Origin of the sequence: Roseovarius sp. A-2 (assembly GCF_002072155.1) — a bacterium.
Lineage (GTDB): Bacteria > Pseudomonadota > Alphaproteobacteria > Rhodobacterales > Rhodobacteraceae > Roseovarius.
Genome location: NZ_BDIY01000008.1, coordinates 139926 through 160967, shown reverse-complemented (window position 1 = coordinate 160967; position 21042 = coordinate 139926). Strand labels below are relative to the sequence as shown.

General features: G+C 62.0%; 36 protein-coding genes and 1 pseudogene. 33 read left to right on the top strand and 4 right to left on the bottom strand.

What is annotated here, in order from left to right; all coding sequences use genetic code 11:
• From tuf to BHD06_RS11755, 6 genes and pseudogenes are all read left to right on the top strand, one after another.
• Positions 1 to 124: pseudogene (tuf, locus tag BHD06_RS11780) on the top strand (elongation factor Tu); the annotation flags it as partial.
• A gap of 105 nt (positions 125 to 229) precedes the next feature.
• Positions 230 to 538, top strand: coding sequence for a 30S ribosomal protein S10 (rpsJ, locus tag BHD06_RS11775; RefSeq protein ID WP_037273464.1), 309 nt, complete (start codon positions 230 to 232; stop codon positions 536 to 538).
• Positions 539 to 550: 12 nt separating this feature from the next.
• Positions 551 to 1393: a 50S ribosomal protein L3 gene (gene rplC / locus BHD06_RS11770; RefSeq protein ID WP_080457203.1), complete on the top strand. Its 843-nt coding sequence runs from the start codon at positions 551 to 553 to the stop codon at positions 1391 to 1393.
• Positions 1390 to 2007 carry a 50S ribosomal protein L4 gene (gene rplD / locus BHD06_RS11765; protein ID WP_080457202.1) on the top strand — a complete coding sequence of 206 codons (618 nt, stop codon included), beginning with the start codon at positions 1390 to 1392 and terminating at the stop codon, positions 2005 to 2007. The genes rplC and rplD overlap by 4 nt, the downstream gene beginning before the upstream one ends.
• Positions 2004 to 2300: a 50S ribosomal protein L23 gene (locus BHD06_RS11760; protein ID WP_050663341.1), complete on the top strand. Its 297-nt coding sequence runs from the start codon at positions 2004 to 2006 to the stop codon at positions 2298 to 2300. The genes rplD and BHD06_RS11760 overlap by 4 nt, the downstream gene beginning before the upstream one ends.
• A gap of 185 nt (positions 2301 to 2485) precedes the next feature.
• The gene (locus BHD06_RS11755) at positions 2486 to 3109 is read left to right on the top strand and encodes a hypothetical protein (protein WP_080457201.1); all 624 of its coding nucleotides are present in this window, start codon (positions 2486 to 2488) and stop codon (positions 3107 to 3109) included.
• A gap of 164 nt (positions 3110 to 3273) precedes the next feature.
• Here the strand turns inward: BHD06_RS11755 and BHD06_RS11750 are convergent, their stop codons facing one another.
• Entirely contained in the window at positions 3274 to 3621 is a 348-nt protein-coding gene (locus BHD06_RS11750) for a phasin family protein (RefSeq protein ID WP_080457200.1), read from the bottom strand.
• 337 nt (positions 3622 to 3958) lie between these two features.
• On the opposite strand from BHD06_RS11750, the gene rplB reads away from it, so the two are divergent.
• Genes rplB through rplP form a run of 5 tightly spaced genes read left to right on the top strand, consistent with a single transcriptional unit; the run spans position 3959 to position 6601 of the window.
• Positions 3959 to 4801, top strand: a complete 843-nt coding sequence (gene rplB, locus BHD06_RS11745; protein ID WP_080457199.1) for a 50S ribosomal protein L2 — start codon at positions 3959 to 3961, stop codon at positions 4799 to 4801.
• A 3-nt stretch (positions 4802 to 4804) separates the two neighbouring features.
• Complete coding sequence (rpsS, locus tag BHD06_RS11740; RefSeq protein ID WP_008281873.1) at positions 4805 to 5083, top strand: 30S ribosomal protein S19; 279 nt, start codon at positions 4805 to 4807, stop codon at positions 5081 to 5083.
• A gap of 3 nt (positions 5084 to 5086) precedes the next feature.
• Entirely contained in the window at positions 5087 to 5467 is a 381-nt protein-coding gene (gene rplV, locus BHD06_RS11735; protein WP_080457198.1) for a 50S ribosomal protein L22, read from the top strand.
• Positions 5467 to 6174: a 30S ribosomal protein S3 gene (gene rpsC / locus BHD06_RS11730; RefSeq protein WP_080457197.1), complete on the top strand. Its 708-nt coding sequence runs from the start codon at positions 5467 to 5469 to the stop codon at positions 6172 to 6174. Before rplV ends, rpsC begins: the two co-directional genes overlap by 1 nt.
• Positions 6175 to 6187: 13 nt before the next feature.
• Positions 6188 to 6601: a 50S ribosomal protein L16 gene (gene rplP, locus BHD06_RS11725; protein WP_080457196.1), complete on the top strand. Its 414-nt coding sequence runs from the start codon at positions 6188 to 6190 to the stop codon at positions 6599 to 6601.
• Positions 6602 to 6994: 393 nt separating this feature from the next.
• On the opposite strand, the gene BHD06_RS23010 is transcribed toward rplP, so the two are convergent.
• Positions 6995 to 7606, bottom strand: coding sequence for a hypothetical protein (locus BHD06_RS23010; protein ID WP_139784704.1), 612 nt, complete (start codon positions 7604 to 7606; stop codon positions 6995 to 6997).
• A 30-nt stretch (positions 7607 to 7636) separates the two neighbouring features.
• Positions 7637 to 7801, bottom strand: a complete 165-nt coding sequence (locus tag BHD06_RS23745) for a hypothetical protein (RefSeq protein WP_176214337.1) — start codon at positions 7799 to 7801, stop codon at positions 7637 to 7639.
• A 92-nt stretch (positions 7802 to 7893) separates the two neighbouring features.
• On the opposite strand from BHD06_RS23745, the gene BHD06_RS11710 reads away from it, so the two are divergent.
• The 14 genes from BHD06_RS11710 to BHD06_RS11645 all read left to right on the top strand — a co-directional run bounded on the left by BHD06_RS11710 (position 7894) and on the right by BHD06_RS11645 (position 14133).
• Positions 7894 to 8514 (top strand): 2OG-Fe(II) oxygenase family protein, encoded by a 621-nt coding sequence (locus BHD06_RS11710; protein ID WP_080457193.1) that lies wholly within the window; start codon positions 7894 to 7896, stop codon positions 8512 to 8514.
• Positions 8515 to 8724: 210 nt separating this feature from the next.
• On the top strand, positions 8725 to 8931 hold the full coding sequence (locus BHD06_RS11705; RefSeq protein WP_050663332.1) for a cold-shock protein: 207 nt from the start codon (positions 8725 to 8727) through the stop codon (positions 8929 to 8931).
• 260 nt (positions 8932 to 9191) lie between these two features.
• On the top strand, positions 9192 to 9392 hold the full coding sequence (rpmC, locus tag BHD06_RS11700) for a 50S ribosomal protein L29 (RefSeq protein WP_080457192.1): 201 nt from the start codon (positions 9192 to 9194) through the stop codon (positions 9390 to 9392).
• A 12-nt stretch (positions 9393 to 9404) separates the two neighbouring features.
• Entirely contained in the window at positions 9405 to 9635 is a 231-nt protein-coding gene (gene rpsQ, locus BHD06_RS11695) for a 30S ribosomal protein S17 (RefSeq protein ID WP_080457191.1), read from the top strand.
• Between the two features lie 78 nt (positions 9636 to 9713).
• A complete protein-coding gene (gene rplN / locus BHD06_RS11690; RefSeq protein ID WP_050663329.1) occupies positions 9714 to 10082 on the top strand; it encodes a 50S ribosomal protein L14 in 369 nt (122 codons plus the stop codon).
• Between the two features lies 1 nt (position 10083).
• Positions 10084 to 10395, top strand: coding sequence for a 50S ribosomal protein L24 (gene rplX / locus BHD06_RS11685; protein ID WP_050663328.1), 312 nt, complete (start codon positions 10084 to 10086; stop codon positions 10393 to 10395).
• The gene (gene rplE, locus BHD06_RS11680) at positions 10388 to 10951 is read left to right on the top strand and encodes a 50S ribosomal protein L5 (RefSeq protein ID WP_080457190.1); all 564 of its coding nucleotides are present in this window, start codon (positions 10388 to 10390) and stop codon (positions 10949 to 10951) included. The genes rplX and rplE overlap by 8 nt, the downstream gene beginning before the upstream one ends.
• Before the next feature lie 19 nt (positions 10952 to 10970).
• Positions 10971 to 11276, top strand: a complete 306-nt coding sequence (gene rpsN, locus BHD06_RS11675; RefSeq protein WP_080457189.1) for a 30S ribosomal protein S14 — start codon at positions 10971 to 10973, stop codon at positions 11274 to 11276.
• Between the two features lie 13 nt (positions 11277 to 11289).
• Positions 11290 to 11682: a 30S ribosomal protein S8 gene (rpsH, locus tag BHD06_RS11670; RefSeq protein WP_080457188.1), complete on the top strand. Its 393-nt coding sequence runs from the start codon at positions 11290 to 11292 to the stop codon at positions 11680 to 11682.
• Positions 11683 to 11694: 12 nt separating this feature from the next.
• A complete protein-coding gene (rplF, locus tag BHD06_RS11665; RefSeq protein WP_080457187.1) occupies positions 11695 to 12228 on the top strand; it encodes a 50S ribosomal protein L6 in 534 nt (177 codons plus the stop codon).
• Positions 12229 to 12239: 11 nt separating this feature from the next.
• Positions 12240 to 12599, top strand: a complete 360-nt coding sequence (gene rplR / locus BHD06_RS11660) for a 50S ribosomal protein L18 (protein WP_080457186.1) — start codon at positions 12240 to 12242, stop codon at positions 12597 to 12599.
• 106 nt (positions 12600 to 12705) lie between these two features.
• Entirely contained in the window at positions 12706 to 13275 is a 570-nt protein-coding gene (rpsE, locus tag BHD06_RS11655; RefSeq protein WP_050663322.1) for a 30S ribosomal protein S5, read from the top strand.
• A gap of 12 nt (positions 13276 to 13287) precedes the next feature.
• A complete protein-coding gene (gene rpmD, locus BHD06_RS11650; protein WP_050663321.1) occupies positions 13288 to 13476 on the top strand; it encodes a 50S ribosomal protein L30 in 189 nt (62 codons plus the stop codon).
• Between the two features lie 219 nt (positions 13477 to 13695).
• A complete protein-coding gene (locus BHD06_RS11645; RefSeq protein WP_080457185.1) occupies positions 13696 to 14133 on the top strand; it encodes a hypothetical protein in 438 nt (145 codons plus the stop codon).
• A 19-nt stretch (positions 14134 to 14152) separates the two neighbouring features.
• Here the strand turns inward: BHD06_RS11645 and BHD06_RS11640 are convergent, their stop codons facing one another.
• Positions 14153 to 14866, bottom strand: a complete 714-nt coding sequence (locus BHD06_RS11640) for a VWA domain-containing protein (RefSeq protein WP_080457184.1) — start codon at positions 14864 to 14866, stop codon at positions 14153 to 14155.
• Between the two features lie 196 nt (positions 14867 to 15062).
• Here BHD06_RS11640 and BHD06_RS11635 point away from each other — a divergent pair, with 196 nt between their 5' ends.
• The 8 genes from BHD06_RS11635 to rplQ all read left to right on the top strand — a co-directional run bounded on the left by BHD06_RS11635 (position 15063) and on the right by rplQ (position 21036).
• Positions 15063 to 15701 (top strand): 2-hydroxychromene-2-carboxylate isomerase, encoded by a 639-nt coding sequence (locus tag BHD06_RS11635; protein WP_080457183.1) that lies wholly within the window; start codon positions 15063 to 15065, stop codon positions 15699 to 15701.
• 137 nt (positions 15702 to 15838) lie between these two features.
• The gene (gene rplO / locus BHD06_RS11630) at positions 15839 to 16312 is read left to right on the top strand and encodes a 50S ribosomal protein L15 (protein WP_080457182.1); all 474 of its coding nucleotides are present in this window, start codon (positions 15839 to 15841) and stop codon (positions 16310 to 16312) included.
• A gap of 112 nt (positions 16313 to 16424) precedes the next feature.
• Complete coding sequence (secY, locus tag BHD06_RS11625) at positions 16425 to 17789, top strand: preprotein translocase subunit SecY (protein WP_080457181.1); 1365 nt, start codon at positions 16425 to 16427, stop codon at positions 17787 to 17789.
• The gene (locus BHD06_RS11620; RefSeq protein WP_080457180.1) at positions 17786 to 18364 is read left to right on the top strand and encodes an adenylate kinase; all 579 of its coding nucleotides are present in this window, start codon (positions 17786 to 17788) and stop codon (positions 18362 to 18364) included. The genes secY and BHD06_RS11620 overlap by 4 nt, the downstream gene beginning before the upstream one ends.
• A 199-nt stretch (positions 18365 to 18563) precedes the next feature.
• Positions 18564 to 18932, top strand: coding sequence for a 30S ribosomal protein S13 (rpsM, locus tag BHD06_RS11615; protein ID WP_080457179.1), 369 nt, complete (start codon positions 18564 to 18566; stop codon positions 18930 to 18932).
• 15 nt (positions 18933 to 18947) lie between these two features.
• Positions 18948 to 19337 (top strand): 30S ribosomal protein S11, encoded by a 390-nt coding sequence (gene rpsK, locus BHD06_RS11610; protein WP_037247420.1) that lies wholly within the window; start codon positions 18948 to 18950, stop codon positions 19335 to 19337.
• Positions 19338 to 19451: 114 nt separating this feature from the next.
• Complete coding sequence (locus BHD06_RS11605) at positions 19452 to 20468, top strand: DNA-directed RNA polymerase subunit alpha (protein WP_080457212.1); 1017 nt, start codon at positions 19452 to 19454, stop codon at positions 20466 to 20468.
• Positions 20469 to 20616: 148 nt separating this feature from the next.
• Positions 20617 to 21036 (top strand): 50S ribosomal protein L17, encoded by a 420-nt coding sequence (rplQ, locus tag BHD06_RS11600; RefSeq protein WP_050663313.1) that lies wholly within the window; start codon positions 20617 to 20619, stop codon positions 21034 to 21036.
• Positions 21037 to 21042: the final 6 nt, after the last annotated feature.

The following is a 21042-nucleotide window of genomic DNA, read 5'->3' as shown; positions in this document are numbered from 1 at the left end:
CGATAACCTGAAGTTCACCGTCGACCTGATCGCGCCCATTGCGATGGAAGACGGGCTGCGCTTCGCCATCCGCGAAGGCGGCCGCACCGTCGGCGCAGGCGTCGTCAGCAAAATCCTCGAGTAACACCTATCACGCCCCGGGGCACGATCCCGGGGCAGGGTTCGAAGAGGGAGGCCGGGTGGTCCGGCCTCCCTCCTATCAACTCCAATGCCGCGAAAGGCTAGACCAATGCAAAGCCAGAATATTCGCATTCGGCTCAAGGCGTTTGACTACCGTGTGCTGGATGCCAGCACGCAGGAAATCGTCAACACCGCCAAACGGACCGGTGCCCAGGTGCGCGGGCCGATCCCGCTGCCGAACAAGATCGAGAAATTCACCGTTCTGCGTGGCCCCCACGTGAACAAGAAATCCCGCGACCAGTTCGAGATCAGGACGCATAAGCGTCTTCTCGACATCGTCGACCCCACGCCGCAGACGGTGGACGCGCTGATGAAGCTCGACCTCGCCGCTGGCGTGGACGTGCAGATTTCGGTTTAAGGAGGGCAAGACATGTTGCGCTCTGGTGTGATCGCGAAAAAAGTCGGCATGACCCGGCTTTTCATGGAAGACGGCAAGCAGATTCCTGTGACCGTTCTTCAACTGGACAAACTTCAGGTGGTGGCACAGCGCACCCCTGAGAAAGACGGCTACAGTGCCGTGCAACTCGGTGCAGGCACCGCCAAGGCCAAGCGCACGACGCAGGCCATGCGTGGGCATTTTGCCGTGGCCAAGGTGGAGCCCAAGCGTAAGGTCGCGGAATTCCGCGTGGCGCCTGAGAACCTGATCAATGTAGGCGAGGAAATCACCGCTGACCATTACTTTGAAGGTCAGTTCGTGGACGTCTCGGGCACCTCGATCGGTAAGGGCTTTGCCGGTGCGATGAAGCGCCACAACTTTGGCGGTCTGCGGGCCAGCCACGGTGTGTCGATCAGCCACCGCTCGCACGGCTCGACGGGTCAGTGTCAGGATCCCGGCAAGGTCTTCAAAGGCAAGAAGATGGCCGGTCACATGGGTGCCGCCAAGGTCACCACGCAGAACCTGCAGGTCGTCAAGACCGACGCGGATCGTGGCCTGATCATGATCAAGGGCGCCGTGCCCGGATCGAAAGGTGGCTGGGTGACGATCAAGGATGCGGTGAAAAAGCCGTTCCCCGAGAATGCCATTCTGCCCGCCGCGCTGAAATCGGCCGCTGAAGAGGCTGCGAAAGCTGCCGAGGAAGCCGCCGCACAGGCCGCTGCCGAGGAAGAAGCAGAAGCCAAGCGTCTGGCCGAAGAGCAGGCCGCTGCGGAAGAAGCAGCCCTGAAAGAGGCCGAGGCTGACATCGAGGCCGAGAAGAAGGACAGCGAAGAATGAAACTCGACGTGATCAAACTGGACGGCGGCACGGCCGGCTCGGTCGATCTGGGCGAAGACATCTTCGGCCTGGAACCGCGCGCGGACATTCTGCACCGCGTCGTCCGCTGGCAGCGCAACAAGGCGCAGGCCGGCACGCACAAGGTCAAGACCCGGTCGGAAACCAGCTATTCCACCAAGAAGATCTACCGCCAGAAGGGCACCGGTGGCGCACGCCACGGCGACCGTAACGCGCCGATTTTCCGCAAGGGGGGTATCTACAAGGGTCCGACCCCGCGCAGCCACGCGCATGACCTGCCCAAGAAGGTGCGTCAGCTCGGTCTGAGGCACGCGCTCTCGGCCAAGGTCAAGGCGGGCGAGCTGGTGGTGATCGAGAACACCGAGAGCGACGGCAAGACCAAGACCCTGGCCAAGCTGGTCAAGGACATGGGCTGGAAGCGTGCGCTGATCATCGACGGGGCGCAGGTGAATGCAGATTTCGCCCGTGCCGCGGCCAATATCGAGGGACTCGATGTGCTGCCGTCGATGGGCGCAAACGTCTATGACATCCTCAAGCGCGACACGCTCGTGCTGACCAAGGCGGGTGTCGAAGCACTGGAGGCTCGGTTGAAATGAGCGCGAAACCTGAACATTACGATGTGATCCGAAAGCCGGTGATCACCGAAAAGGCGACTATGGCCTCCGAGAACGGGGCGGTTGTCTTCGAGGTGGCGATCGACGCCAACAAGCCGCAGATCAAGGAGGCCGTCGAGGCGCTCTTTGGTGTGAAGGTCAAGGCCGTCAACACCACGATCACCAAGGGCAAGCAAAAGCGCTTCCGTGGCCAGATGGGCCGCCGGAATGACGTCAAGAAAGCCTATGTGACGCTGGTCGAAGGCAACACGATCGACGTGACCACCGGTCTTTGATCGGGTGGTGGGTTAGCACCCACCCTACGAAAAAGAAAACCCCGGCTGCCGTGAGGTGGCCGGGGTTTTTCGTGAGAAATTTCTACTTGGGAGTCCAGCCGTAGCTTGCGGTATTGGGCAAAAAGGGTGTTACTTGCTTGGTGGAGTGCGGTCACGTCCACGGGTAGGTCGGCTGGTTCTTGTGGATGAGTAACGTTTCAATCGAGATTCGCGCTGATGGCGACCTGAACGACATCCTAGACCCGGATGAGCGGGTGTTGTGGACGGGAAGACCCGAATATGGACGTGGACTGTGCCAACCGATCGGGGCCGAACGGGTCTATCTAATCTCCATGTTGGTTGGTGTCTTGGTTATGTGGAGTACGGTTCCGTTCATCGGGCCTGCGTCTTCCTCAATCCGCTTTACGGCCTGCATGGTGTATGGTGCAGCTTCGCTCGCGTTCATGGCTGCGGCATTTATGATGGCAAGCAACCGGCAGTACGTCCTCTGGAATGTGGTGTATTTCGTAACGAACAAGCGAGCAATCGTTTGCCGCCGCGGACCAAACTGGCGATTCGCGGTCCGGCTCTATGTTGTGTCCAACGTGCACTCCGCCACTTATCCCTACGAGATTGTACCGACGCGCCCAAATCCATCACTGAAGATCGGCACGTTGCTTGATGAACAGGAGCTTCAGCCGATCGGACATGGGTTATCTCATCCGGGACAGCCGGTCACTTGGGGAATGTTGACGATGCCTGTCGCCTTCGAGCAGGTTCCAAACGCCCCCGAGCTACTTGAGATGATTAAATCGAATCTGCGCTCTTAGATGCAATATGGTACGGCGGCATCCGCTTGCCGGAGGTGCCAGGCGCGGGTTTTCAAACATCACACGGCTCGACACGGACCTGCCCGAGCGCGGGACAGGGGCGCGGGTCGTCTTGTCGGGCGATCCCGAATTTTTATGCTTAGCCCCGCACCCGTTGCCCACTGTCAAAGCGGCACGTCGTCATACCCCCGCTTGGTGCCGGTCTTGGCGTCCTTGACCGTGTCGCCCGTGGCCTCAGTCATGATGTCAAACAGGCGCTGCGCCTCCGAACTGTATTGCTCCATCGCCTTGCGAAAGAAATCGGACTGCACCTGCACCAGATCGGCCGGGCTCTGGCAGCGCAGCATTGCCCTTTGGGTCTCGAGATCGTTCTGCAGGCGCTCGGATACGAAGCGGGTGCTTTCGGCCATGATGTCGAGCCACATCCGGGCGGCAGGGCTCCCTGCGGCCATGGCGGAGGTAAGGGCCGTGGTGTCGGGTTTGGCGGTGGTTTTCTTTGCGGATTTGGTCATGGTCGGTCTCCTTTGTTCGGATCGGTTGCGCGCGGGTTTGGGCGGCGCGTGCTATTGTCGACATGCTATTCTAAGGCTGCATTTTAAACCGGGGGGACCGGGCGCGCCTTGATCTGTGTCTAATGGCGCGATTATGTGCTCACCCCCTTGACCGGGCAGGGACACTCCCCTATCAGACCCCATCCGCAAGGCCCCGGATTCGTCCGGGGCTTCGCTGTTGTTCGCAAGGGCAACGAAGAGCCGGGCACCTTCGGGGGCCTATAACCACGGTGGGCTTCAAACCCATCCTACATAGCGGGCCTTCGGGCACGCGTTTGCTAAACGGAAGACAGAAAGCATGGCACTCAAGTCGTATAAGCCGACGACGCCGGGCCAGCGCGGGCTGGTGCTGATCGACCGTTCGGAGCTGTGGAAAGGACGTCCGGTCAAATCCCTCACTGAGGGTTTGACCAAGCATGGCGGCCGGAACAATACCGGACGGATCACGATGCGTCGCAAGGGCGGCGGGGCGAAACGCCTCTACCGCATCGTCGATTTCAAGCGTACCAAACTCGACATCCCGGCGGTCGTGGAACGGATCGAATATGACCCGAACCGCACCGCGTTCATCGCGCTGATCCGCTACGAGGATGGCGAACAGGCCTATATCCTGGCGCCGCAGCGTCTGGCGATTGGCGATAAGGTGCTCGCAAGCGCCAAGGCCGATATCAAGCCGGGCAACGCGATGCCGTTCTCGGGCATGCCGATCGGCACGATCATTCACAACATCGAGCTGAAGGCCGGCAAGGGCGGGCAGATCGCACGCGCCGCTGGTACCTATGCGCAATTTGTGGGCCGCGATGGCGGCTATGCGCAGATCCGCCTCAGCTCGGGCGAGCTGCGTCTGGTGCGCCAGGAATGCATGGCCACCGTCGGTGCCGTCAGCAATCCCGACAACAGCAACCAGAATTACGGTAAAGCGGGCCGCATGCGCCACAAGGGCATTCGCCCGTCGGTGCGCGGCGTCGTGATGAACCCGATCGACCACCCCCATGGTGGTGGTGAGGGCCGGACCTCGGGTGGTCGTCACCCGGTCACGCCCTCGGGCAAGCCCACCAAGGGCGCGCGCACCCGCAACAAGAACAAGGCGTCGCAGAAGCTTATCCTGCGCTCGCGTCACGCCAAGAAGAAGGGCCGCTAACACATGGCACGTTCTGTATGGAAAGGCCCCTTCGTCGATGCCTATGTCTTGAAAAAGGCAGAGGCAGCGCGCGAGTCGGGGCGCAACGAAGTGATCAAGATCTGGTCGCGCCGCTCGACGATCCTGCCGCAATTCGTGGGTCTCACGTTCGGCGTCTACAATGGCCACAAGCACATTCCGGTGAATGTGAGCGAGGACATGATCGGCCAGAAATTCGGTGAATATTCGCCGACCCGCACCTATTACGGGCATGCGGCGGACAAGAAAGCGAAGAGGAAATAAGCCATGGGCAAGGATAAAAATCCCCGCCGCGTGGCGGATAACGAGGCGATGGCCAAGCTGCGCATGCTGCGCACGAGCCCGCAGAAACTCAACCTCGTCGCCGCGATGATCCGTGGCAAGAAGGTGGACCGGGCGCTGACCGATCTGACCTTCTCGAACAAGCGGATCGCCGAGGACGTCAAGAAGTGCCTGCAATCGGCGATCGCCAATGCCGAGAACAACCACAATCTCGACGTCGACGAGCTGATCGTGGCCGAGGCCTATGTCGGCAAGAACCTTGTGATGAAGCGTGGCCGTCCGCGGGCGCGTGGCCGGTTCGGGGCGCTGAAAAAGCCGTTCTCGGAACTGACGATCAAGGTGCGTGAAATTGAGGAGCAAGCCTAATGGGTAACAAAGTCAATCCGATTGGCATGCGCCTGCAGGTGAATCGCACCTGGGACAGCCGCTGGTATGCCGACACCAAGGATTACGGTGATCTTCTGCTCGAGGATCTCGCGATCCGCGACTTCATCAACACCGAGTGCAAGCAGGCCGGCATCAGCCGTGTGATCATCGAGCGTCCGCACAAGAAGTGCCGCGTCACGATCCACACCGCGCGCCCGGGCGTGATCATCGGCAAGAAAGGCGCGGATATCGAGACGCTGCGCAAGAAGCTGGCCCGGATCACCGACAGCGAACTGCATCTGAACATCGTCGAGGTGCGCAAGCCCGAGCTCGATGCCGCCCTGGTGGGCGACAGCATCGCGCAGCAGCTGGAGCGTCGGGTGTCCTTCCGTCGCGCGATGAAGCGCGCCGTGCAGAACGCCATGCGGATGGGGGCCCTGGGGATCCGGGTCAACGTCGCGGGGCGTCTTGGCGGCGCCGAAATCGCCCGGACCGAATGGTATCGCGAGGGGCGTGTGCCGCTGCACACTCTGCGCGCCGATATCGACTATGCCAATGTCGAGGCGACAACCGCCTATGGCATCATCGGCATCAAGGTCTGGATCTTCAAGGGTGAGATCATGGAGCACGATCCCGGTGCGCGTGATCGCAAGGCCCAGGAACTCCAGGATGGTCCCGCGCCCCGTGGCGCCGGCGGCCGCCGTTAAGGAGGAATGACAGATGCTACAACCAAAGCGCACGAAATTCCGCAAGCAGTTCAAGGGTCGGATCAAGGGCGAGGCCAAGGGCGGCTCTGATCTGAACTTCGGCTCCTTCGGTCTCAAGGCCACGCAGCCCGAACGCGTCACCGCACGCCAGATCGAGGCGGCACGCCGTGCCATGACGCGTCACATGAAACGTCAGGGCCGGGTCTGGATCCGGATCTTCCCGGATGTTCCGGTGACGGCAAAGCCGATCGAGGTCCGCATGGGCAAGGGTAAAGGCTCGGTGGACCGGTGGGTCTGCAAGGTCAAACCCGGCCGCGTGATGTTCGAGATCGACGGCGTCGGCGAAGCGGTCGCGATGGAGGCCCTGCGCCTCGCCGCGATGAAGCTGCCGGTCAAGACCCGGGTCGTGGTCCGCGAGGACTGGTAACCCGCGCGGTCAAAGTCGTTGAGCGACATCCACTCCCGGCCAAGCGATTGGCCGGGAGTTTCTCATTTTGGCCGGGCGGCATCGTCTGACCCTGCGGTCGCTTCGATGTCCCTGACCGGATCGGGCCTAATGCGCGAGCGCCGGAAGGATTCCGGCTTGTGATCGTTCGCGGGGAGGGCTAAAGGCGCGCCGTGCTCAGTGCATTCTGCGGGCATTTGCTTTTCTGACTCAGGAGAACGATATGCGTGTAATTATGTTTGTGGTCATTGGTCTTGCCATATCGGCGTGCAGTGCACCGGACCCGCAAACCGCCTATGATCGACGCCAGGCGGTGATGGCCGATCTCATGCCAGATCCGGCAGATCGTGCCGGTCTTGACTTAGTTTTCCCGATCTATAGCCGGAATGACATCAAGAGCTTCATTGTGGAGTATTTCCCGAACCAGGTCAGCGCAGACACGGTCGTCGCGCGGCTGGCAAAGGTTTGCGGGGCGCGCAACCAGTTTATCGGCGCAGATGGACAAGCCTTCATCGACGACGCGCCGGAAGACACGACGATCGGGCGGCCCGACGGCACGCGGATGCCGGGTAAGAAGATGGTCGTGGACTGCGGTTCGCCGTCTTGATCCATGTCCGGGCGGACTGCTCCCGGCACGGTCGGACCATACCCCGCGCGTAATCGCGCGGGGTTTTTCGTTCGGTAGGCGGAGGCGGGCGGATGTGTCCGTCCCGGCTCGGCTGATCCGCCGAGGATGGCGCCCACCGCGCTTCGGTAGCCGTCATGGCTCAGCACCGCGCGGTTCCCGGCCACGCCGTGATAATAGCTGTGCCCCGTGGCGGTGGGCAGTCCGGCCCAGACGCGGGCGAGGTTGAGCCGGAACGCCGCGCAGGCGATCGCACCCTCGCGCACCGCCGTCAGGCCCGCATTGTTGAGTAGCATGTCGGCCAGCCGGTCCTGCAGCGTCGGGCCGAACCGCGTGGCCGGGTCGAGCCCCGCGCGTGCCAACAGCCGCCGGGGGGGGGCTGGGATGATCTGCTAGGGCCCGATGGCGTGATGCTGCCCGGTGGCCCGCGCGGAGAGCGGCGCGCCCGTCGGCGCGAACATCGGACCCCAGTCGGCGAACCGGTCGGCCCGGCCAGGCCCGGTCATGATCGCCACCACAAGGACGACCAGCGACAGTAGGACGGTCGATCGAAGCACGATATGGAGCACCCGCAAGACAAGGGCTCCAGCCTGACGCGTAACCGTTTAGCAACCCTTGCGCGCGGCCTGAGTTGCGATATTAAGCGGGTATGTCCCAGATCAGCTCTCTCTTTGTGACCCGCCTCTACCGTGCCGCCCTGAGCGAGCACGACCCCGCCATTGATGCCAAGGAGTTGGAGGCCTCGTGCTATTCAATCGCCGAGGATGACGAGGCCGGGCAGGAGTGGTGCGAGACGGAAGGTTATCCCGGCTACACCTCCTATGCCTCGCTGACCGACCTGCCGTGGCGGTTTCCGATCTTTGCCGATCTGGTCAGGGCGTTGGATGCGCATGTCGCGGCGTTTGCCGAGGATCTCGAGTTTGACCTCGACGGGCGCGCGCTCAAGCTGGAGGATATCTGGATCAACATCCTGCCCGAGGGTGGCAGCCATGGCAGCCACATCCACCCGCATTCGGTGATCTCCGGCACCGCCTATGTGGCGATGCCCGAGGATGCCAGCGCGCTCAAGCTGGAAGACCCGCGCTCTGCCCGGATGATGGCCGCGCCGACCCGCCGCAAAGGCGCGCGGGAGGAGTTGCAGACCTTCGTTTATGCCAGGCCGCAGGTGGGCGATGTGCTGCTGTGGGAATCATGGCTGCGCCACGAGGTGCCGATGAACATGTCCGAGGAGGACCGGATCAGCGTCAGCTTCAACTACGCTTGGGCTTGATTCCGCCGTTTGAGGCGCAAAACCTCTCAAAAATCAGTAATTTGAACTTGGCTCTTGCAAATTGAGTCGTTCGCGCGCATATGAATGCTGCTAACGTTATTCTTTTTCGATACCTGTCTCCTCTAAACCGGCGGTCAGTTTCTCGATCCAGACCGACCACGCCGCGGCTGCCGCACTTAAGCGGGCAGCACCACACTAGGAGACTACACCATGGCCAATGGCACCGTAAAATGGTTCAATTCCACTAAAGGCTTCGGCTTTATCGCGCCCGACAATGGCGGCAAGGACGTGTTCGTCCACATCAGCGCCGTCGAGCGCGCCGGCCTCACCGGCCTGGCCGACGACCAGAAAGTGACCTTCGACATCGAATCCGGCCGTGACGGCCGCGAGAGCGCGTCGAACCTGCAGCTCGCATAAGCGATCTGACCGGACTTTGGGACGGCCTCGGGGGAACCCGGGGCCGTTTCTTTTTGCTGCGGCACCGACGCGCTGCGGGCAGGTCGGACGATTTCCCAAACTCCCTCTTGCCCTGCGCGACCGCCTCCCTTATAGAGCGCCAATCTGCGACCCTTGGGCCTGCCCGGGGATTCGCGTGTTTAGCAATTCATCCACCGGGTTTCGGGTGACCCTGAAGCAACCGTCAGGGGCCGTCCGGTGTTTTGAGAAAGGAAAAGGCGATGAACGCCAAGGAACTGCGTGACAAGACCCCGGACCAACTCCGGGAGGACCTCACCACTCTGAAGAAGCAGCAGTTCAACCTGCGCTTTCAGGCGGCTACCGGCCAGCTTGAGAACCCCGCTCAGATGCGCAAGGCCCGTCGCGACGCGGCGCGTGTCAAGACCATTCTGAACGAAAAAGCCCAAGCGGCGGCAGAGTAAGGAGCCCCTGAGATGCCCAAACGTATTCTTCAAGGTGTCGTGACCTCTGACGCCAACGCCCAGACCGTGACCGTGTCGGTCGAGCGCCGCTTCAAGCATCCGGTGATGCAGAAGACCATCCGTAAGTCCAAGACGTACCGGGCTCACGACGAGAATAACACCTACAAGGTCGGCGATGCCGTTCGGATCATCGAATGCGCGCCGAAGTCGAAAACGAAACGCTGGGAGGTGCTGGAGGCGTAAGCCGACAGCGCCTTTCGGCATTGTCGAAACCCTGGGGACCAGGCATTGCATCGCCCCCCATAGGTCGGGAGAAACCAAATGATCCAGATGCAGACCAATCTGGATGTTGCTGACAACTCCGGCGCACGCCGAGTTCAGTGCATCAAGGTTCTGGGTGGTTCCAAGCGTAAATACGCATCCGTAGGCGACATCATTGTCGTCTCGGTCAAGGAAGCCATCCCGCGCGGTCGCGTGAAGAAGGGCGACGTCCGCAAGGCCGTCGTCGTGCGCACCGCCAAGGAGGTTCGTCGCGAAGACGGCACCGCCATCAAGTTCGACCGTAACGCCGCCGTCATCCTGAACAATGCGGGCGAGCCTGTCGGCACCCGTATCTTCGGGCCGGTCGTGCGCGAATTGCGCTCCAAGAACTTCATGAAAATCATCTCGCTCGCCCCGGAGGTGCTGTAAGATGGCTGCCAAACTGAAAAAAGGCGACAGCGTGATCGTTCTGGCCGGCAAGGACAAGGGCCAGAAAGGCACGATCACCAGCGTTGATCCGAAATCCGGCAAGGCCGTGGTCGAGGGTGTCAACATGGCGATCCGCCATACCCGTCAAAGCCAGACCAGTCAGGGGGGCCGCCTGCCCAAGGCGATGCCTATCGACCTGAGCAACCTGGCGATTGTCGACAAGAACGGCAAACCGACCCGCGTCGGCTTCAAGATCGAAGGCGACAAGAAGGTGCGTTTTGCCAAGACCACGGGGGACGTGATCGATGCTTGATACAGCAACCTATACCCCGCGTCTGCGCACGCAGTTCCGTGAGGTGATCAAGCCCGCTCTGAAGGAAGAGTTCGGCTATACCAACGACATGCAGATCCCGCGTCTGGACAAGATCGTCCTGAACATCGGCTGCGGTGCCGAGGCTGTGCGCGACTCCAAGAAGGCGAAATCCGCTCAGGAAGACCTGAGCCTGATCGCCGGTCAGCGCGCCGTCGTCACCAAGGCCCGCAACTCGATCGCCGGGTTCCGCGTTCGCGAGGACATGCCCTTGGGTGCCAAGGTCACGCTGCGCGGCGACCGCATGTATGATTTCCTTGATCGCCTGATCACCATCGCCATGCCCCGTATCCGTGACTTCCGCGGTGTGCCGGGCAAGTCGTTCGATGGGCGTGGCAACTACGCCATGGGCCTCAAGGAACATATCGTTTTCCCCGAAATCAACTTCGACAAGGTCGACGAAGTCTGGGGTATGGACATCATCATCACAACCACGGCGAAGACCGACGCTGAAGCCAAGGCGCTGTTGAAGCATTTCAACATGCCCTTCAACAGCTGAGCCGGGGGAGGATAGATATATGGCTAAGAAAGCAATGATCGAGCGCGAGAAGAAGCGCCAGAAGCTGGTGGACCGGTTCGCCAAGAAGCGCGCTGCCCTGAAAGCGGTCATCAACGATCAGGACAAGCCGATGGAAGAGCGGTTCCGCGCCTCCCTCGCGCTTGCGCAACTGCCGCGCAACAGCTCTGCCACCCGGCTGCACAATCGCTGCCAGCTGACGGGCCGTCCGCACGCGTATTACCGCAAACTCAAGATTTCCCGTATCGCGCTGCGCGATCTGGGCTCTGCTGGGCAACTGCCCGGCGTTGTGAAATCGAGCTGGTAAGGAGGGCAGAGATATGAACGATCCTATCGGCGATATGCTCACCCGTATCCGCAACAGCCAGATGCGCGGCAAGTCCACGGTGCTGACCCCGGCCTCGAAGATGCGCGTGCGTGTTCTCGACGTGTTGGCGGCAGAGGGCTACATCCGCGGCTATGAGCAGATCACGGGCGAAAACGGTCACCCGGCGATCGAAATCAGCCTGAAGTATTTCGAGGGCACCCCTGTCATTCGCGAAATGAAACGGGTCTCCAAACCCGGTCGTCGCGTCTATATGGGCGTCAAGGACATTCCGCAGGTCCGTCAGGGCCTCGGCGTGTCGATTGTCTCCACCCCCAAGGGTGTGATGTCGGATGCAGCCGCGCGCGCAGCCAATGTTGGCGGCGAAGTGCTCTGCACGGTATTCTAAGGAGACCCGGACATGTCTCGTATCGGAAAACAACCCGTGGCTCTGCCCAATGGTGTCACCGCGACCCTGTCGGGCCAGACCATCGAAGTGAAGGGCCCGAAGGCCACCAAATCCTTCACGGCGACCGACGATGTGACCATCACCATCGAGGATGGCCAGATCAGCGTCACGCCGCGTGGCAAATCCAAGCGCGCGCGCCAGCAGTGGGGCATGACCCGCACGGTCATCGCCAACCTGGTTCATGGTTCCAATGAAACCTTCAAGAAAGAGCTGGAAATCCGCGGCGTCGGGTATCGCGCGCAGATGGCGGGCAACGTCCTCAAGCTGAACCTCGGTCTCAGCCATGACGTCGACTTCGCCGTTCCGGAAGGTGTGACTGTCACCGCGCCCAAGCCTACCGAACTGGTGGTCGAAGGCACGGACAAGCAGCTCGTCGGTCAGGTTGCGGCGAATATCCGCGACTGGCGGCGGCCCGAGCCCTACAAGGGCAAAGGGATCCGCTACAAGGACGAGTACATCTTCCAGAAGGAAGGCAAGAAGAAGTAAGGACGCGAGCTATGGCATACAGCAAAAGAAAACTGTTCCTCAAACGCCGCCTGCGCGTTCGGAACAAACTCCGCAAGGTCAATGCCGGGCGTCCGCGCCTGAGCGTTCACCGCTCCAACAAGAACATCAGCGTGCAGCTGATCGACGACGTCAACGGTGTGACGCTCGCCGCCGCCTCGACCCTCGAAAAGGATCTCGGGCTGGTGGGCAAGTGCAATGTCGAGGCCGCTACCAAGATCGGGGCCACGATTGCCGAACGCGCGCAAAAGGCGGGTGTCACCGAGGCCTATTTCGACCGGGGCGGGTTCCTGTTTCATGGTCGGGTCAAGGCCGTGGCCGACGCCGCGCGTGACGCCGGTCTGAAAATCTAAGGCGCAGGCGGCCCCTCGGGGCCGCCTCGATGATCCGGGAGCTTCGGCTCACCTGGATTGAGCAATATCAGGCACCACGCCGTGCCGCATGGAAAGGACGCCGAGAATGGCAAGAGATGACAACCGGGGGCGCGGGCGTGACCGCGACGAAACCCCTGAATTCGCCGATCGCCTGGTTGCGATCAACCGGGTTTCGAAAACCGTAAAAGGGGGCAAGCGCTTCGGCTTTGCCGCTCTGGTCGTTGTTGGCGATCAAAAGGGCCGTGTCGGCTTTGGCAAGGGTAAAGCCAAAGAAGTCCCCGAAGCGATCCGCAAGGCCACCGAAGCCGCCAAGCGCGCGATGATCCGCGTACCGCTGCGTGAGGGCCGGACGCTGCACCACGATATGGAAGGCCGTCATGGCGCGGGCAAGGTCGTGATGCGTACCGCCCCGCAGGGTACAGGTATCATCGCCGGTGGTCCGATGCGCGCCGTGTTCGAGATGCTGGGCGTTCAGGACGTGGTCGCCAAGTCGAACGGGTCGCAGAACCCCTATAACATGATCCGCGCCACGCTGAACGGTCTCCAGAAAGAGACCAGCCCGCGCATGGTCGCGCAGCGTCGTGGCAAGAAGGTCGCCGACATCCTGAAACGCGGTGACGAAGCGCCGGCTGCTGCCGATGCGGCAGAAGCGTAAGGAGACCGGAACATGGCAAAAACCATCGTCGTCAAGCAGATCGGCTCGCCGATCCGCCGCCCCGAAAAGCAGCGCCAGACCCTGATCGGTCTGGGCCTCAACAAGATGCACAAGACGCGCGAGCTGGAAGACACGCCCGCCGTCCGTGGCATGATCGCCAAGGTCTCGCACATGGTCGAGATCGTCGAGGAAAAGGGCTGAGCCCGTTTTCTTGAATTGAAAACGGTTCGGAAACTTTTGAAGTTTCCGGCAGGTTTTGAAGGAATTCGCCCCGGTCAGAGATGGCCGGGGCGAATTTCGTTACACCATCACGCGGGTTTTTTGTCTCTCTGCCATCCGGGCTGGGGGGGGCGTGGTCTTCTTCCCTTGCGCCTGGTCGGCGGTCCGCCCCCGGGCGCGCATTCATTAAGGGGGGACACCATGTCTCATAAATATTCCGGCGGTTTCGCTCATATCCACACGCATGCCGATCACGACTCGATCGACAATCACACCTGCCACTGTTTCGTCTGCAAGGGCGTCACCGGGCAGGCTACCACCCAACGCGTGTTCTTCAAGTATGGCTATGGGGCGGTGGATAACGAGGCCGGTCTGAAACGCCAGCCGTTCTACGCCAACAATCCCGACGGCCCGCTCGATCTGTGCACCTATGGCGACTGCGGTGCGCCGATCTTAGTGGACGACAAGCACAACCGCATCCGCGCCATCGTGCCCAGCCTGATGGGCTATGGTGACAAGATCGCGCCAGCCCCGTATCACGCCTTTTACGATCCGGTGAGCGGCGCGCCGAAGCCCAGCGACGGCCGCCCGATCTATAAGGCGCTGCGCCCCGATTTCGAGTGGCCCACCCCATCGTAAGCACTGTTGCGCCGACGGATCAGACCGGCAAATGCGGGGTGATCCGCCGGGACGCTTCGCCCACCACCAGGCATCCAAGCGTGACGCGGAGCGCGTCGGCCAGTTCGTCCACCGTTTCGGTCGAGACGAACAGCCCGCCGGTCGCCTCGGCGAGGCATTTGGCCACGGTCTGGCCGTCATAGTCGCCGGCCTCGGGGCTGTTCCACGAGAACGGATCATAGACCACGCGAAAGCCGATGACATGCACGGTCAGCCCCGGCGCGGTGTCGGCGAGATGTGCGCTGAGCGCGCAGGGCGTGCCGCCGCAGGTTTCGTTGCCATCGGTGACCAGCACGACGATGCCGTCCTTTCCCAGAACCTCGACCGCCGCTGTGACCGAGGTCGCAAGCGGGGTGAGGCCGCCGGGTGACAGGCTGTCGATGCCCGCCACCACCGCCGCGCCTGCATCGGCGCGCGGGGCAAAGCGCAGGTCGATCCCCGAACAGGCATGCGCCCCGCCGGGGCCGTAGGTGAGCAGGCCGACGCGGCGATGGGGGGCGATGTCGGGCATCGCCGCGCGCACCGCGCGACGGGCGTCGATGATCCGGGTCGGCGCGGTTGCGTCATGGCCCACCTCGTCCATCGAGCCCGAGCCATCGAAGACCAGCATCGCATCGCGCGCGCAGCCCGTGGCGGCCTGCGGCGCGGGGCCGGGCAGGGTGGCGAGGGCGAGGGCAAGGCAAAGGGCGCGCATTGGGGCTCCTGTTTGGGTTCCTCCAGCGTAGCGCGGGCCGGGAACTTGTCCAGAGGTGCGATGGCTTTCACCGTCATCCTCGGGCTTGACCCGAGGATCTGTTGCCCGAGAGATCGTCCGGTCAGGCCGGACGATGACGGGGGAGCCGTGCGACGCGCCGCTTGCAGCGCCGCGCTGCACGGCCTAGCATGATCGCATGCAGAGCATCGATTATATCTACTCCGCCCATTCCGCCTTTGCCTGGCTCGGCTCTGCCTGCCTGTCGGAGATCTGCGCGCGCCACGGCGTGCGACTGCTGCACAGGCCGATTGACCTGTCGCCGGTGGTCGAGGCGGCGGGCGGGCTGTCCTTTGCGGCGCGCACGCAGGCGCATGTGGATTATTTCTTTGGCCGTGATATCGAGCACTGGGCAGAGTATCGCGGCGTGGAGGTGATCCGCCACCGCCCGACGTATCACGACAATCCGCTGACCCTGCCCAATGGCGCGATCATCGCGGCGCAGGAGGCAGGAACGGGGGCTGATGCGCTGGCGCATGCCATCCTTGGCGCGCATTGGCGTGACGATGCCGATATCGCCGACCCCGCCACGCTGGCGCCGTTGATCGCGGGTTGTGGGCTCGATCCGGATGCGATCCTGACCGCTGCGCTTTCGGACGAGATACAGGCCGTCCACCGCGCCAATACGGCGGAGGCCATCGCATTGAATGTCTTCGGTTCGCCCACCTATATCGTCGACGGCGACCCGTTCTATGGGCAGGACCGGCTCGATCTGGTCGAGCGCGCGCTGACCCGGTCCTTTGCGCCCTCGACATGGCGCAACCCGCCGGTTGGCTGATAACTCCGCCCTTGATCCCGCTGCGGGCCGGGTCTATACGCCCACGGTGGCCCGAGGGGCCCGACTCAACCTTTCACGCAAGCCGCGTTCGGCCGCTCCCGTCGCTGGGGGCCGCATCCGGCAAGGAGATAGCGACAATGAAACTGCACGAACTTCGTGACAACGACGGCGCGACCAAGCGCAAGAAACGCATCGGCCGTGGCCCCGGTTCCGGCATGGGCAAGATGGGTGGCCGTGGTATCAAAGGTCAGAAATCCCGCTCGGGTGTGGCCATCAAGGGCTACGAGGGTGGCCAGATGCCGCTCTATCAGCGTCTGCCCAAGCGCGGCTTCAACAAGCCGAACCGCAAATCCTTTGCGGTGGTGAACCTCGGCCTGATCCAGAAATTCATCGAGGCCGGCAAGATCGACGGCGCGGCCCAGATCACCGAGGACGTGCTCGTGGCCTCGGGCCTGGTGCGGCGCAAGCTGGATGGTGTGCGCGTTCTGGCCAAGGGTGAGGTGACCGCGAAACTCGATATCGCTGTGACCGGCGCCTCCAAGTCAGCCATCGACGCCGTCGAGAAAGCCGGGGGCAAGCTTTCGGTCACAACAGCGCAGGCCGCTGAATAAGAGGTTGTGAGCGGGCCTGCGCCCGCTTACATAGTCCTCACGTTTTCCTTTTGACGCCGCCTGAGCTGGAAAACAGCCCTAGGCGGCGTTGTCATATGAAAGAGACCCGCGAATGGTATCTGCAGCAGAGCAAATGGCGGCCAACACAAGCTGGTCCGCGCTTGGCAAGGCCACCGAGTTGCGCAAGCGCATCCTCTTCACGCTGGGGCTTTTGATCGTCTATCGGCTTGGCACCTTCATCCCGGTGCCGGGCATCGACGGCGCGGCACTGCGCGAATTCATGGAAGGCGCGCAGGCGACGATCGGCGGAATGCTCAGCATGTTCACCGGCGGCGCGCTTGGGCGGATGGGCATCTTTGCCCTCGGTATCATGCCCTATATCTCGGCCTCGATCATCGTGCAGCTCTTGACCGCGATGGTGCCGCAGCTCCAGCAGCTCAAGAAAGAGGGCGAGCAGGGCCGCAAGAAGATCAACCAGTATACGCGCTATGGCACGGTTGGTCTGGCCACGGTGCAAAGCTACGGTCTCGCCGTCAGCCTGCAATCGGGCGACATGGTCACCAATCCGGGGCTGTTCTTCATCGCCAGCTGCATGATAACGCTGGTCGGCGGCACGATGTTCCTGATGTGGCTGGGCGAGCAGATCACAGCGCGCGGCGTCGGCAACGGCATTTCGCTGATCATCTTTGTCGGCATCATCGCCGAAGTCCCGGCGGCCCTGGCGCAGTTCTTCGCCTCGGGGCGCTCGGGCGCGATCAGCCCGGCGGTGATCATCGGGGTGATGCTCATGGTGGTCGCGGTGATCGCCTTCGTGGTGTTCATGGAACGCTCTCTGCGCAAAATCCATATCCAGTATCCGAAACGCCAGGTCGGGATGAAGGTCTATGACGGCGGCTCGTCGCATCTGCCGGTCAAGGTCAACCCGGCGGGCGTGATCCCGGCAATCTTTGCCTCGTCGCTCTTGTTGCTGCCCGCCACCATCGGCACGTTTTCGGGCAATCAGACCAATCCGGTCATGTCCACCATCATGGCCTATTTCGGCCCCGGTCAGCCGCTCTATCTGCTGTTCTTCACGGTGATGATCGTATTTTTCACCTACTTTTACACGTTTAACGTGGCCTTCAAGCCCGATGACGTGGCCGAAAACCTGAAGAACCAGAACGGCTTTATTCCGGGCGTGCGCCCGGGCAAGCGGACCGAGGAATATATCGAATACGTGGTCAACCGCATTCTCGTGCTGGGCTCGATGTATCTGGTCGCGGTCATGCTTCTGCCGGAGATCTTGCGCAACCAGTTCGCGATTCCGTTCTATTTCGGCGGCACCTCGGTGCTGATCGTGGTCTCGGTGACGATGGACACGATCCAGCAAGTGCAAAGCCACCTGCTCGCGCATCAATACGAAGGGCTGATCGAGAGATCGCAGCTCAGCGGCAAAGGTCGCAAGAAAGGCCGTCGCAAGGGAGGGGCACGTCGATGAACATCATACTTCTGGGGCCGCCGGGGGCGGGCAAGGGCACGCAGGCACAGATGCTGGTAGAGAGCCGCGACATGATCCAGCTCAGCACCGGCGACATGCTGCGCGCGGCCAAGGACAGCGGGACCGAGATGGGCAACATTGTCGCTGACGTTATGGCGCGCGGCGATCTGGTGACCGATGACATCGTGATTGGCCTCATTCGCGAAAAGCTTCAGGGGGACAAGCGCGGCGGTTTCATCTTTGACGGCTTCCCGCGCACGCTGGCGCAGGCCGATGCACTGGCTACCCTGCTGGACGAACAGGGCGAGACACTGGACGCCGTGGTCGAGATGCGCGTCGATGACGAGACCCTGGTCAAGCGCATCGTTGGCCGTGCCGCCGATGCCGCGGCTGCCGGACAGCCCGTGCGCGCCGACGACAACGAGGACAGCGTGCGCCACCGGCTGATGGAATATTACAAGAAGACCGCGCCGCTCATCGGCTATTATCATGCCAACGGGCAGCTCGCCTCGGTCGATGGCATGGGCAGCATGGACGAGGTCAAGGCGGCGATTGCGGCGGCGATTGACAAATGACGGAACGGGGGCTTGACGCCCCATTAATTTCCCCATAACCAGCCCTATCTCGACTGCGAGATTGATTCTCGCCGGGTCGCCCCCGGCCCCGGATCTACAATCAGAAATCAGCTGCGGCCCGGAGCGAAAAAGCGCCTCGGGCTTACGTTGTGAAAAAAGGTTCTGGAGCTACGGAACCGCAACGAAAAGGAAAAGACACTTGGCACGTATCGCCGGCGTTAATATCCCGACCTCCAAACGGGTCCCGATCGCCCTTACCTACATCACCGGAATCGGCCAGTCCTCGGCCAAGGCCATCTGCGAAGCCGTGAACATCGACGCGTCGCGTCGCGTCAACGAGCTGTCGGATGCCGAAGCCTTGGCCCTGCGCGAGCATATCGACGCGAATTACACCGTCGAAGGCGACCTGCGTCGCGAGACGCAGATGAACGTCAAGCGCCTGATGGATCTCGGCTGCTACCGTGGCCTGCGTCACCGCCGCAACCTGCCGGTGCGTGGCCAGCGAACCCACACCAATGCCCGCACCCGCAAGGGCCCGGCAAAAGCCATTGCCGGCAAGAAGAAATAAGGGAGGGCATTCGAGATGGCACGCGACACCAAACGCACCAAGAAGAAGGTTTCCAAGAACATCGCCACCGGCGTTGCTCATGTGAACTCGTCCTTCAACAACACCAAGATCCTGATTTCCGACGTGCAAGGCAACGCGATTGCGTGGTCCTCTGCCGGGACCATGGGCTTCAAGGGCTCGCGCAAGTCGACACCCTATGCCGCGCAGATGGCCGCAGAAGACGCGGGCAAGAAGGCGCAGGAGCATGGCATGCGCTCGCTCGAGGTCGAGGTTCAGGGGCCCGGTTCGGGCCGTGAATCGGCGCTGCGCGCGCTGGCTGCCGTCGGCTTTAACATCACGTCGATCCGCGACGTGACACCGATCGCCCATAACGGCTGCCGCCCGCCGAAACGTCGCCGGGTCTGATCCGACATCTATCAAAGCGGGGCTGCGCAAGGGCGCGGTCCCCTTTTCGCCATTTTACATCCTCGGGCGTTCTTGACCTTTGGACATGAGGGCAGAACAGGAATGGAGGGACGCATGATCCACAAGAATTGGGCTGAACTGATCAAGCCGACACAGCTTGACGTGAAACCGGGCAACGACCCGCTGCGTCAGGCCGTGCTGGTCGCCGAACCGCTGGAGCGCGGCTTTGGTCTGACCCTTGGCAACGCGCTGCGCCGCGTGCTGTTGTCGTCGCTGCAAGGTGCGGCGATTACTGCCGTGCAGATTGACAACGTTCTGCACGAGTTTTCCTCGGTCGCCGGTGTGCGCGAGGACGTGACGGATATCGTTCTCAACCTAAAGGGCGTCGCCGTCCGCATGGAAGTCGAAGGGCCGAAGCGCCTGTCGATCAATGCCAAGGGCCCGGGTGCCGTGACCGCTGCTGACATTTCCGACAGCGCGGGCATAGAGGTACTGAACAAGGATCACGTGATCTGCCACCTCGACGAAGGTGCGGACCTCTACGTGGAGCTGACGGTCAATACCGGCAAGGGCTATGTCTCGGCTGACAAGAATAAACCCGAGGACGCGCCCATCGGTCTGATCCCGATCGACGCGATCTATTCGCCGATCACCCGGGTCAGCTATGACGTGCAGCCGACCCGCGAGGGGCAGGTGCTGGATTATGACAAGCTGACCATGAAGATCGAGACCGACGGCTCGATCACGCCCGATGACGCCGTAGCCTTTGCCGCGCGCATCCTTCAGGACCAGCTGTCGATCTTTGTCAACTTCGACGAGCCGGAATCGGCAGGCCGCGAGGCTGAGGATGACGGGCTCGAGTTCAACCCGCTGCTGCTGAAGAAAGTGGACGAGCTGGAGCTCAGCGTGCGGTCCGCCAACTGCCTCAAGAACGACAATATCGTCTATATCGGCGATCTGATCCAGAAGACCGAGGCGGAAATGCTGCGCACGCCGAACTTTGGCCGCAAGTCGCTCAACGAGATCAAAGAAGTGCTCTCGGGCATGGGCCTGCATCTCGGCATGGATGTCGAAGACTGGCCGCCCGACGATATCGAGGACCTCGCCAAGAAATTCGACGAGGCGTTCTGAGATAAAGGGACGGAAACTTGAAAAAGTTTCCGGTCCGATTTCCTTGCAAGAAATCGGTTTTACCCACCACCTGGGCAATCCCGCCCCAAGGAGAGCGGCTGACACGCATCAGACCGCCGGACAAAGCAAAACGCTAAGGAGATAGAAAATGCGTCACGCCAGAGGATACCGCCGCCTGAACCGCACCCACGAGCACCGCAAGGCGCTGTGGGCGAACATGGCCGGCTCGCTCATCGAACATGAGCAGATCAAAACCACCCTGCCCAAGGCCAAGGAACTGCGCCGGATCATCGAGAAGATGGTCACGCTTGGCAAGCGCGGCGATCTGCACGCGCGCCGTCAGGCCGCGGCCCAGCTCAAGCAGGACATCCACGTCGCCAAGCTCTTTGACGTGCTGGGGCCCCGCTACAAGGACCGTCAGGGCGGTTATGTCCGCGTGCTCAAGGCCGGGTTCCGCTATGGCGACATGGCCCCGATGGCGATCATCGAGTTCGTCGACCGTGACGTTGATGCCAAGGGGGCGGCTGACCGCGCCCGCGTCGCCGCCGAAGAGGCCGCAGAAGAATAAGCCACG

What these genes read in the sequence shown, in the direction of transcription:
- rpsJ (WP_037273464.1), top strand. Translation starts at nt 230, where the DNA reads ATGCAAAGCCAGAATATTCGCATTCGGCTCAAGGCGTTTGACTACCGT.
- rplC (WP_080457203.1), top strand. Translation starts at nt 551, where the DNA reads ATGTTGCGCTCTGGTGTGATCGCGAAAAAAGTCGGCATGACCCGGCTT.
- rplD (WP_080457202.1), top strand. Translation starts at nt 1,390, where the DNA reads ATGAAACTCGACGTGATCAAACTGGACGGCGGCACGGCCGGCTCGGTC.
- BHD06_RS11760 (WP_050663341.1), top strand. Translation starts at nt 2,004, where the DNA reads ATGAGCGCGAAACCTGAACATTACGATGTGATCCGAAAGCCGGTGATC.
- BHD06_RS11755 (WP_080457201.1), top strand. Translation starts at nt 2,486, where the DNA reads ATGAGTAACGTTTCAATCGAGATTCGCGCTGATGGCGACCTGAACGAC.
- BHD06_RS11750 (WP_080457200.1), bottom strand. Translation starts at nt 3,621, where the DNA reads ATGACCAAATCCGCAAAGAAAACCACCGCCAAACCCGACACCACGGCC.
- rplB (WP_080457199.1), top strand. Translation starts at nt 3,959, where the DNA reads ATGGCACTCAAGTCGTATAAGCCGACGACGCCGGGCCAGCGCGGGCTG.
- rpsS (WP_008281873.1), top strand. Translation starts at nt 4,805, where the DNA reads ATGGCACGTTCTGTATGGAAAGGCCCCTTCGTCGATGCCTATGTCTTG.
- rplV (WP_080457198.1), top strand. Translation starts at nt 5,087, where the DNA reads ATGGGCAAGGATAAAAATCCCCGCCGCGTGGCGGATAACGAGGCGATG.
- rpsC (WP_080457197.1), top strand. Translation starts at nt 5,467, where the DNA reads ATGGGTAACAAAGTCAATCCGATTGGCATGCGCCTGCAGGTGAATCGC.
- rplP (WP_080457196.1), top strand. Translation starts at nt 6,188, where the DNA reads ATGCTACAACCAAAGCGCACGAAATTCCGCAAGCAGTTCAAGGGTCGG.
- BHD06_RS11710 (WP_080457193.1), top strand. Translation starts at nt 7,894, where the DNA reads ATGTCCCAGATCAGCTCTCTCTTTGTGACCCGCCTCTACCGTGCCGCC.
- BHD06_RS11705 (WP_050663332.1), top strand. Translation starts at nt 8,725, where the DNA reads ATGGCCAATGGCACCGTAAAATGGTTCAATTCCACTAAAGGCTTCGGC.
- rpmC (WP_080457192.1), top strand. Translation starts at nt 9,192, where the DNA reads ATGAACGCCAAGGAACTGCGTGACAAGACCCCGGACCAACTCCGGGAG.
- rpsQ (WP_080457191.1), top strand. Translation starts at nt 9,405, where the DNA reads ATGCCCAAACGTATTCTTCAAGGTGTCGTGACCTCTGACGCCAACGCC.
- rplN (WP_050663329.1), top strand. Translation starts at nt 9,714, where the DNA reads ATGATCCAGATGCAGACCAATCTGGATGTTGCTGACAACTCCGGCGCA.
- rplX (WP_050663328.1), top strand. Translation starts at nt 10,084, where the DNA reads ATGGCTGCCAAACTGAAAAAAGGCGACAGCGTGATCGTTCTGGCCGGC.
- rplE (WP_080457190.1), top strand. Translation starts at nt 10,388, where the DNA reads ATGCTTGATACAGCAACCTATACCCCGCGTCTGCGCACGCAGTTCCGT.
- rpsN (WP_080457189.1), top strand. Translation starts at nt 10,971, where the DNA reads ATGGCTAAGAAAGCAATGATCGAGCGCGAGAAGAAGCGCCAGAAGCTG.
- rpsH (WP_080457188.1), top strand. Translation starts at nt 11,290, where the DNA reads ATGAACGATCCTATCGGCGATATGCTCACCCGTATCCGCAACAGCCAG.
- rplF (WP_080457187.1), top strand. Translation starts at nt 11,695, where the DNA reads ATGTCTCGTATCGGAAAACAACCCGTGGCTCTGCCCAATGGTGTCACC.
- rplR (WP_080457186.1), top strand. Translation starts at nt 12,240, where the DNA reads ATGGCATACAGCAAAAGAAAACTGTTCCTCAAACGCCGCCTGCGCGTT.
- rpsE (WP_050663322.1), top strand. Translation starts at nt 12,706, where the DNA reads ATGGCAAGAGATGACAACCGGGGGCGCGGGCGTGACCGCGACGAAACC.
- rpmD (WP_050663321.1), top strand. Translation starts at nt 13,288, where the DNA reads ATGGCAAAAACCATCGTCGTCAAGCAGATCGGCTCGCCGATCCGCCGC.
- BHD06_RS11645 (WP_080457185.1), top strand. Translation starts at nt 13,696, where the DNA reads ATGTCTCATAAATATTCCGGCGGTTTCGCTCATATCCACACGCATGCC.
- BHD06_RS11640 (WP_080457184.1), bottom strand. Translation starts at nt 14,866, where the DNA reads ATGCGCGCCCTTTGCCTTGCCCTCGCCCTCGCCACCCTGCCCGGCCCC.
- BHD06_RS11635 (WP_080457183.1), top strand. Translation starts at nt 15,063, where the DNA reads ATGCAGAGCATCGATTATATCTACTCCGCCCATTCCGCCTTTGCCTGG.
- rplO (WP_080457182.1), top strand. Translation starts at nt 15,839, where the DNA reads ATGAAACTGCACGAACTTCGTGACAACGACGGCGCGACCAAGCGCAAG.
- secY (WP_080457181.1), top strand. Translation starts at nt 16,425, where the DNA reads ATGGTATCTGCAGCAGAGCAAATGGCGGCCAACACAAGCTGGTCCGCG.
- BHD06_RS11620 (WP_080457180.1), top strand. Translation starts at nt 17,786, where the DNA reads ATGAACATCATACTTCTGGGGCCGCCGGGGGCGGGCAAGGGCACGCAG.
- rpsK (WP_037247420.1), top strand. Translation starts at nt 18,948, where the DNA reads ATGGCACGCGACACCAAACGCACCAAGAAGAAGGTTTCCAAGAACATC.
- BHD06_RS11605 (WP_080457212.1), top strand. Translation starts at nt 19,452, where the DNA reads ATGATCCACAAGAATTGGGCTGAACTGATCAAGCCGACACAGCTTGAC.
- rplQ (WP_050663313.1), top strand. Translation starts at nt 20,617, where the DNA reads ATGCGTCACGCCAGAGGATACCGCCGCCTGAACCGCACCCACGAGCAC.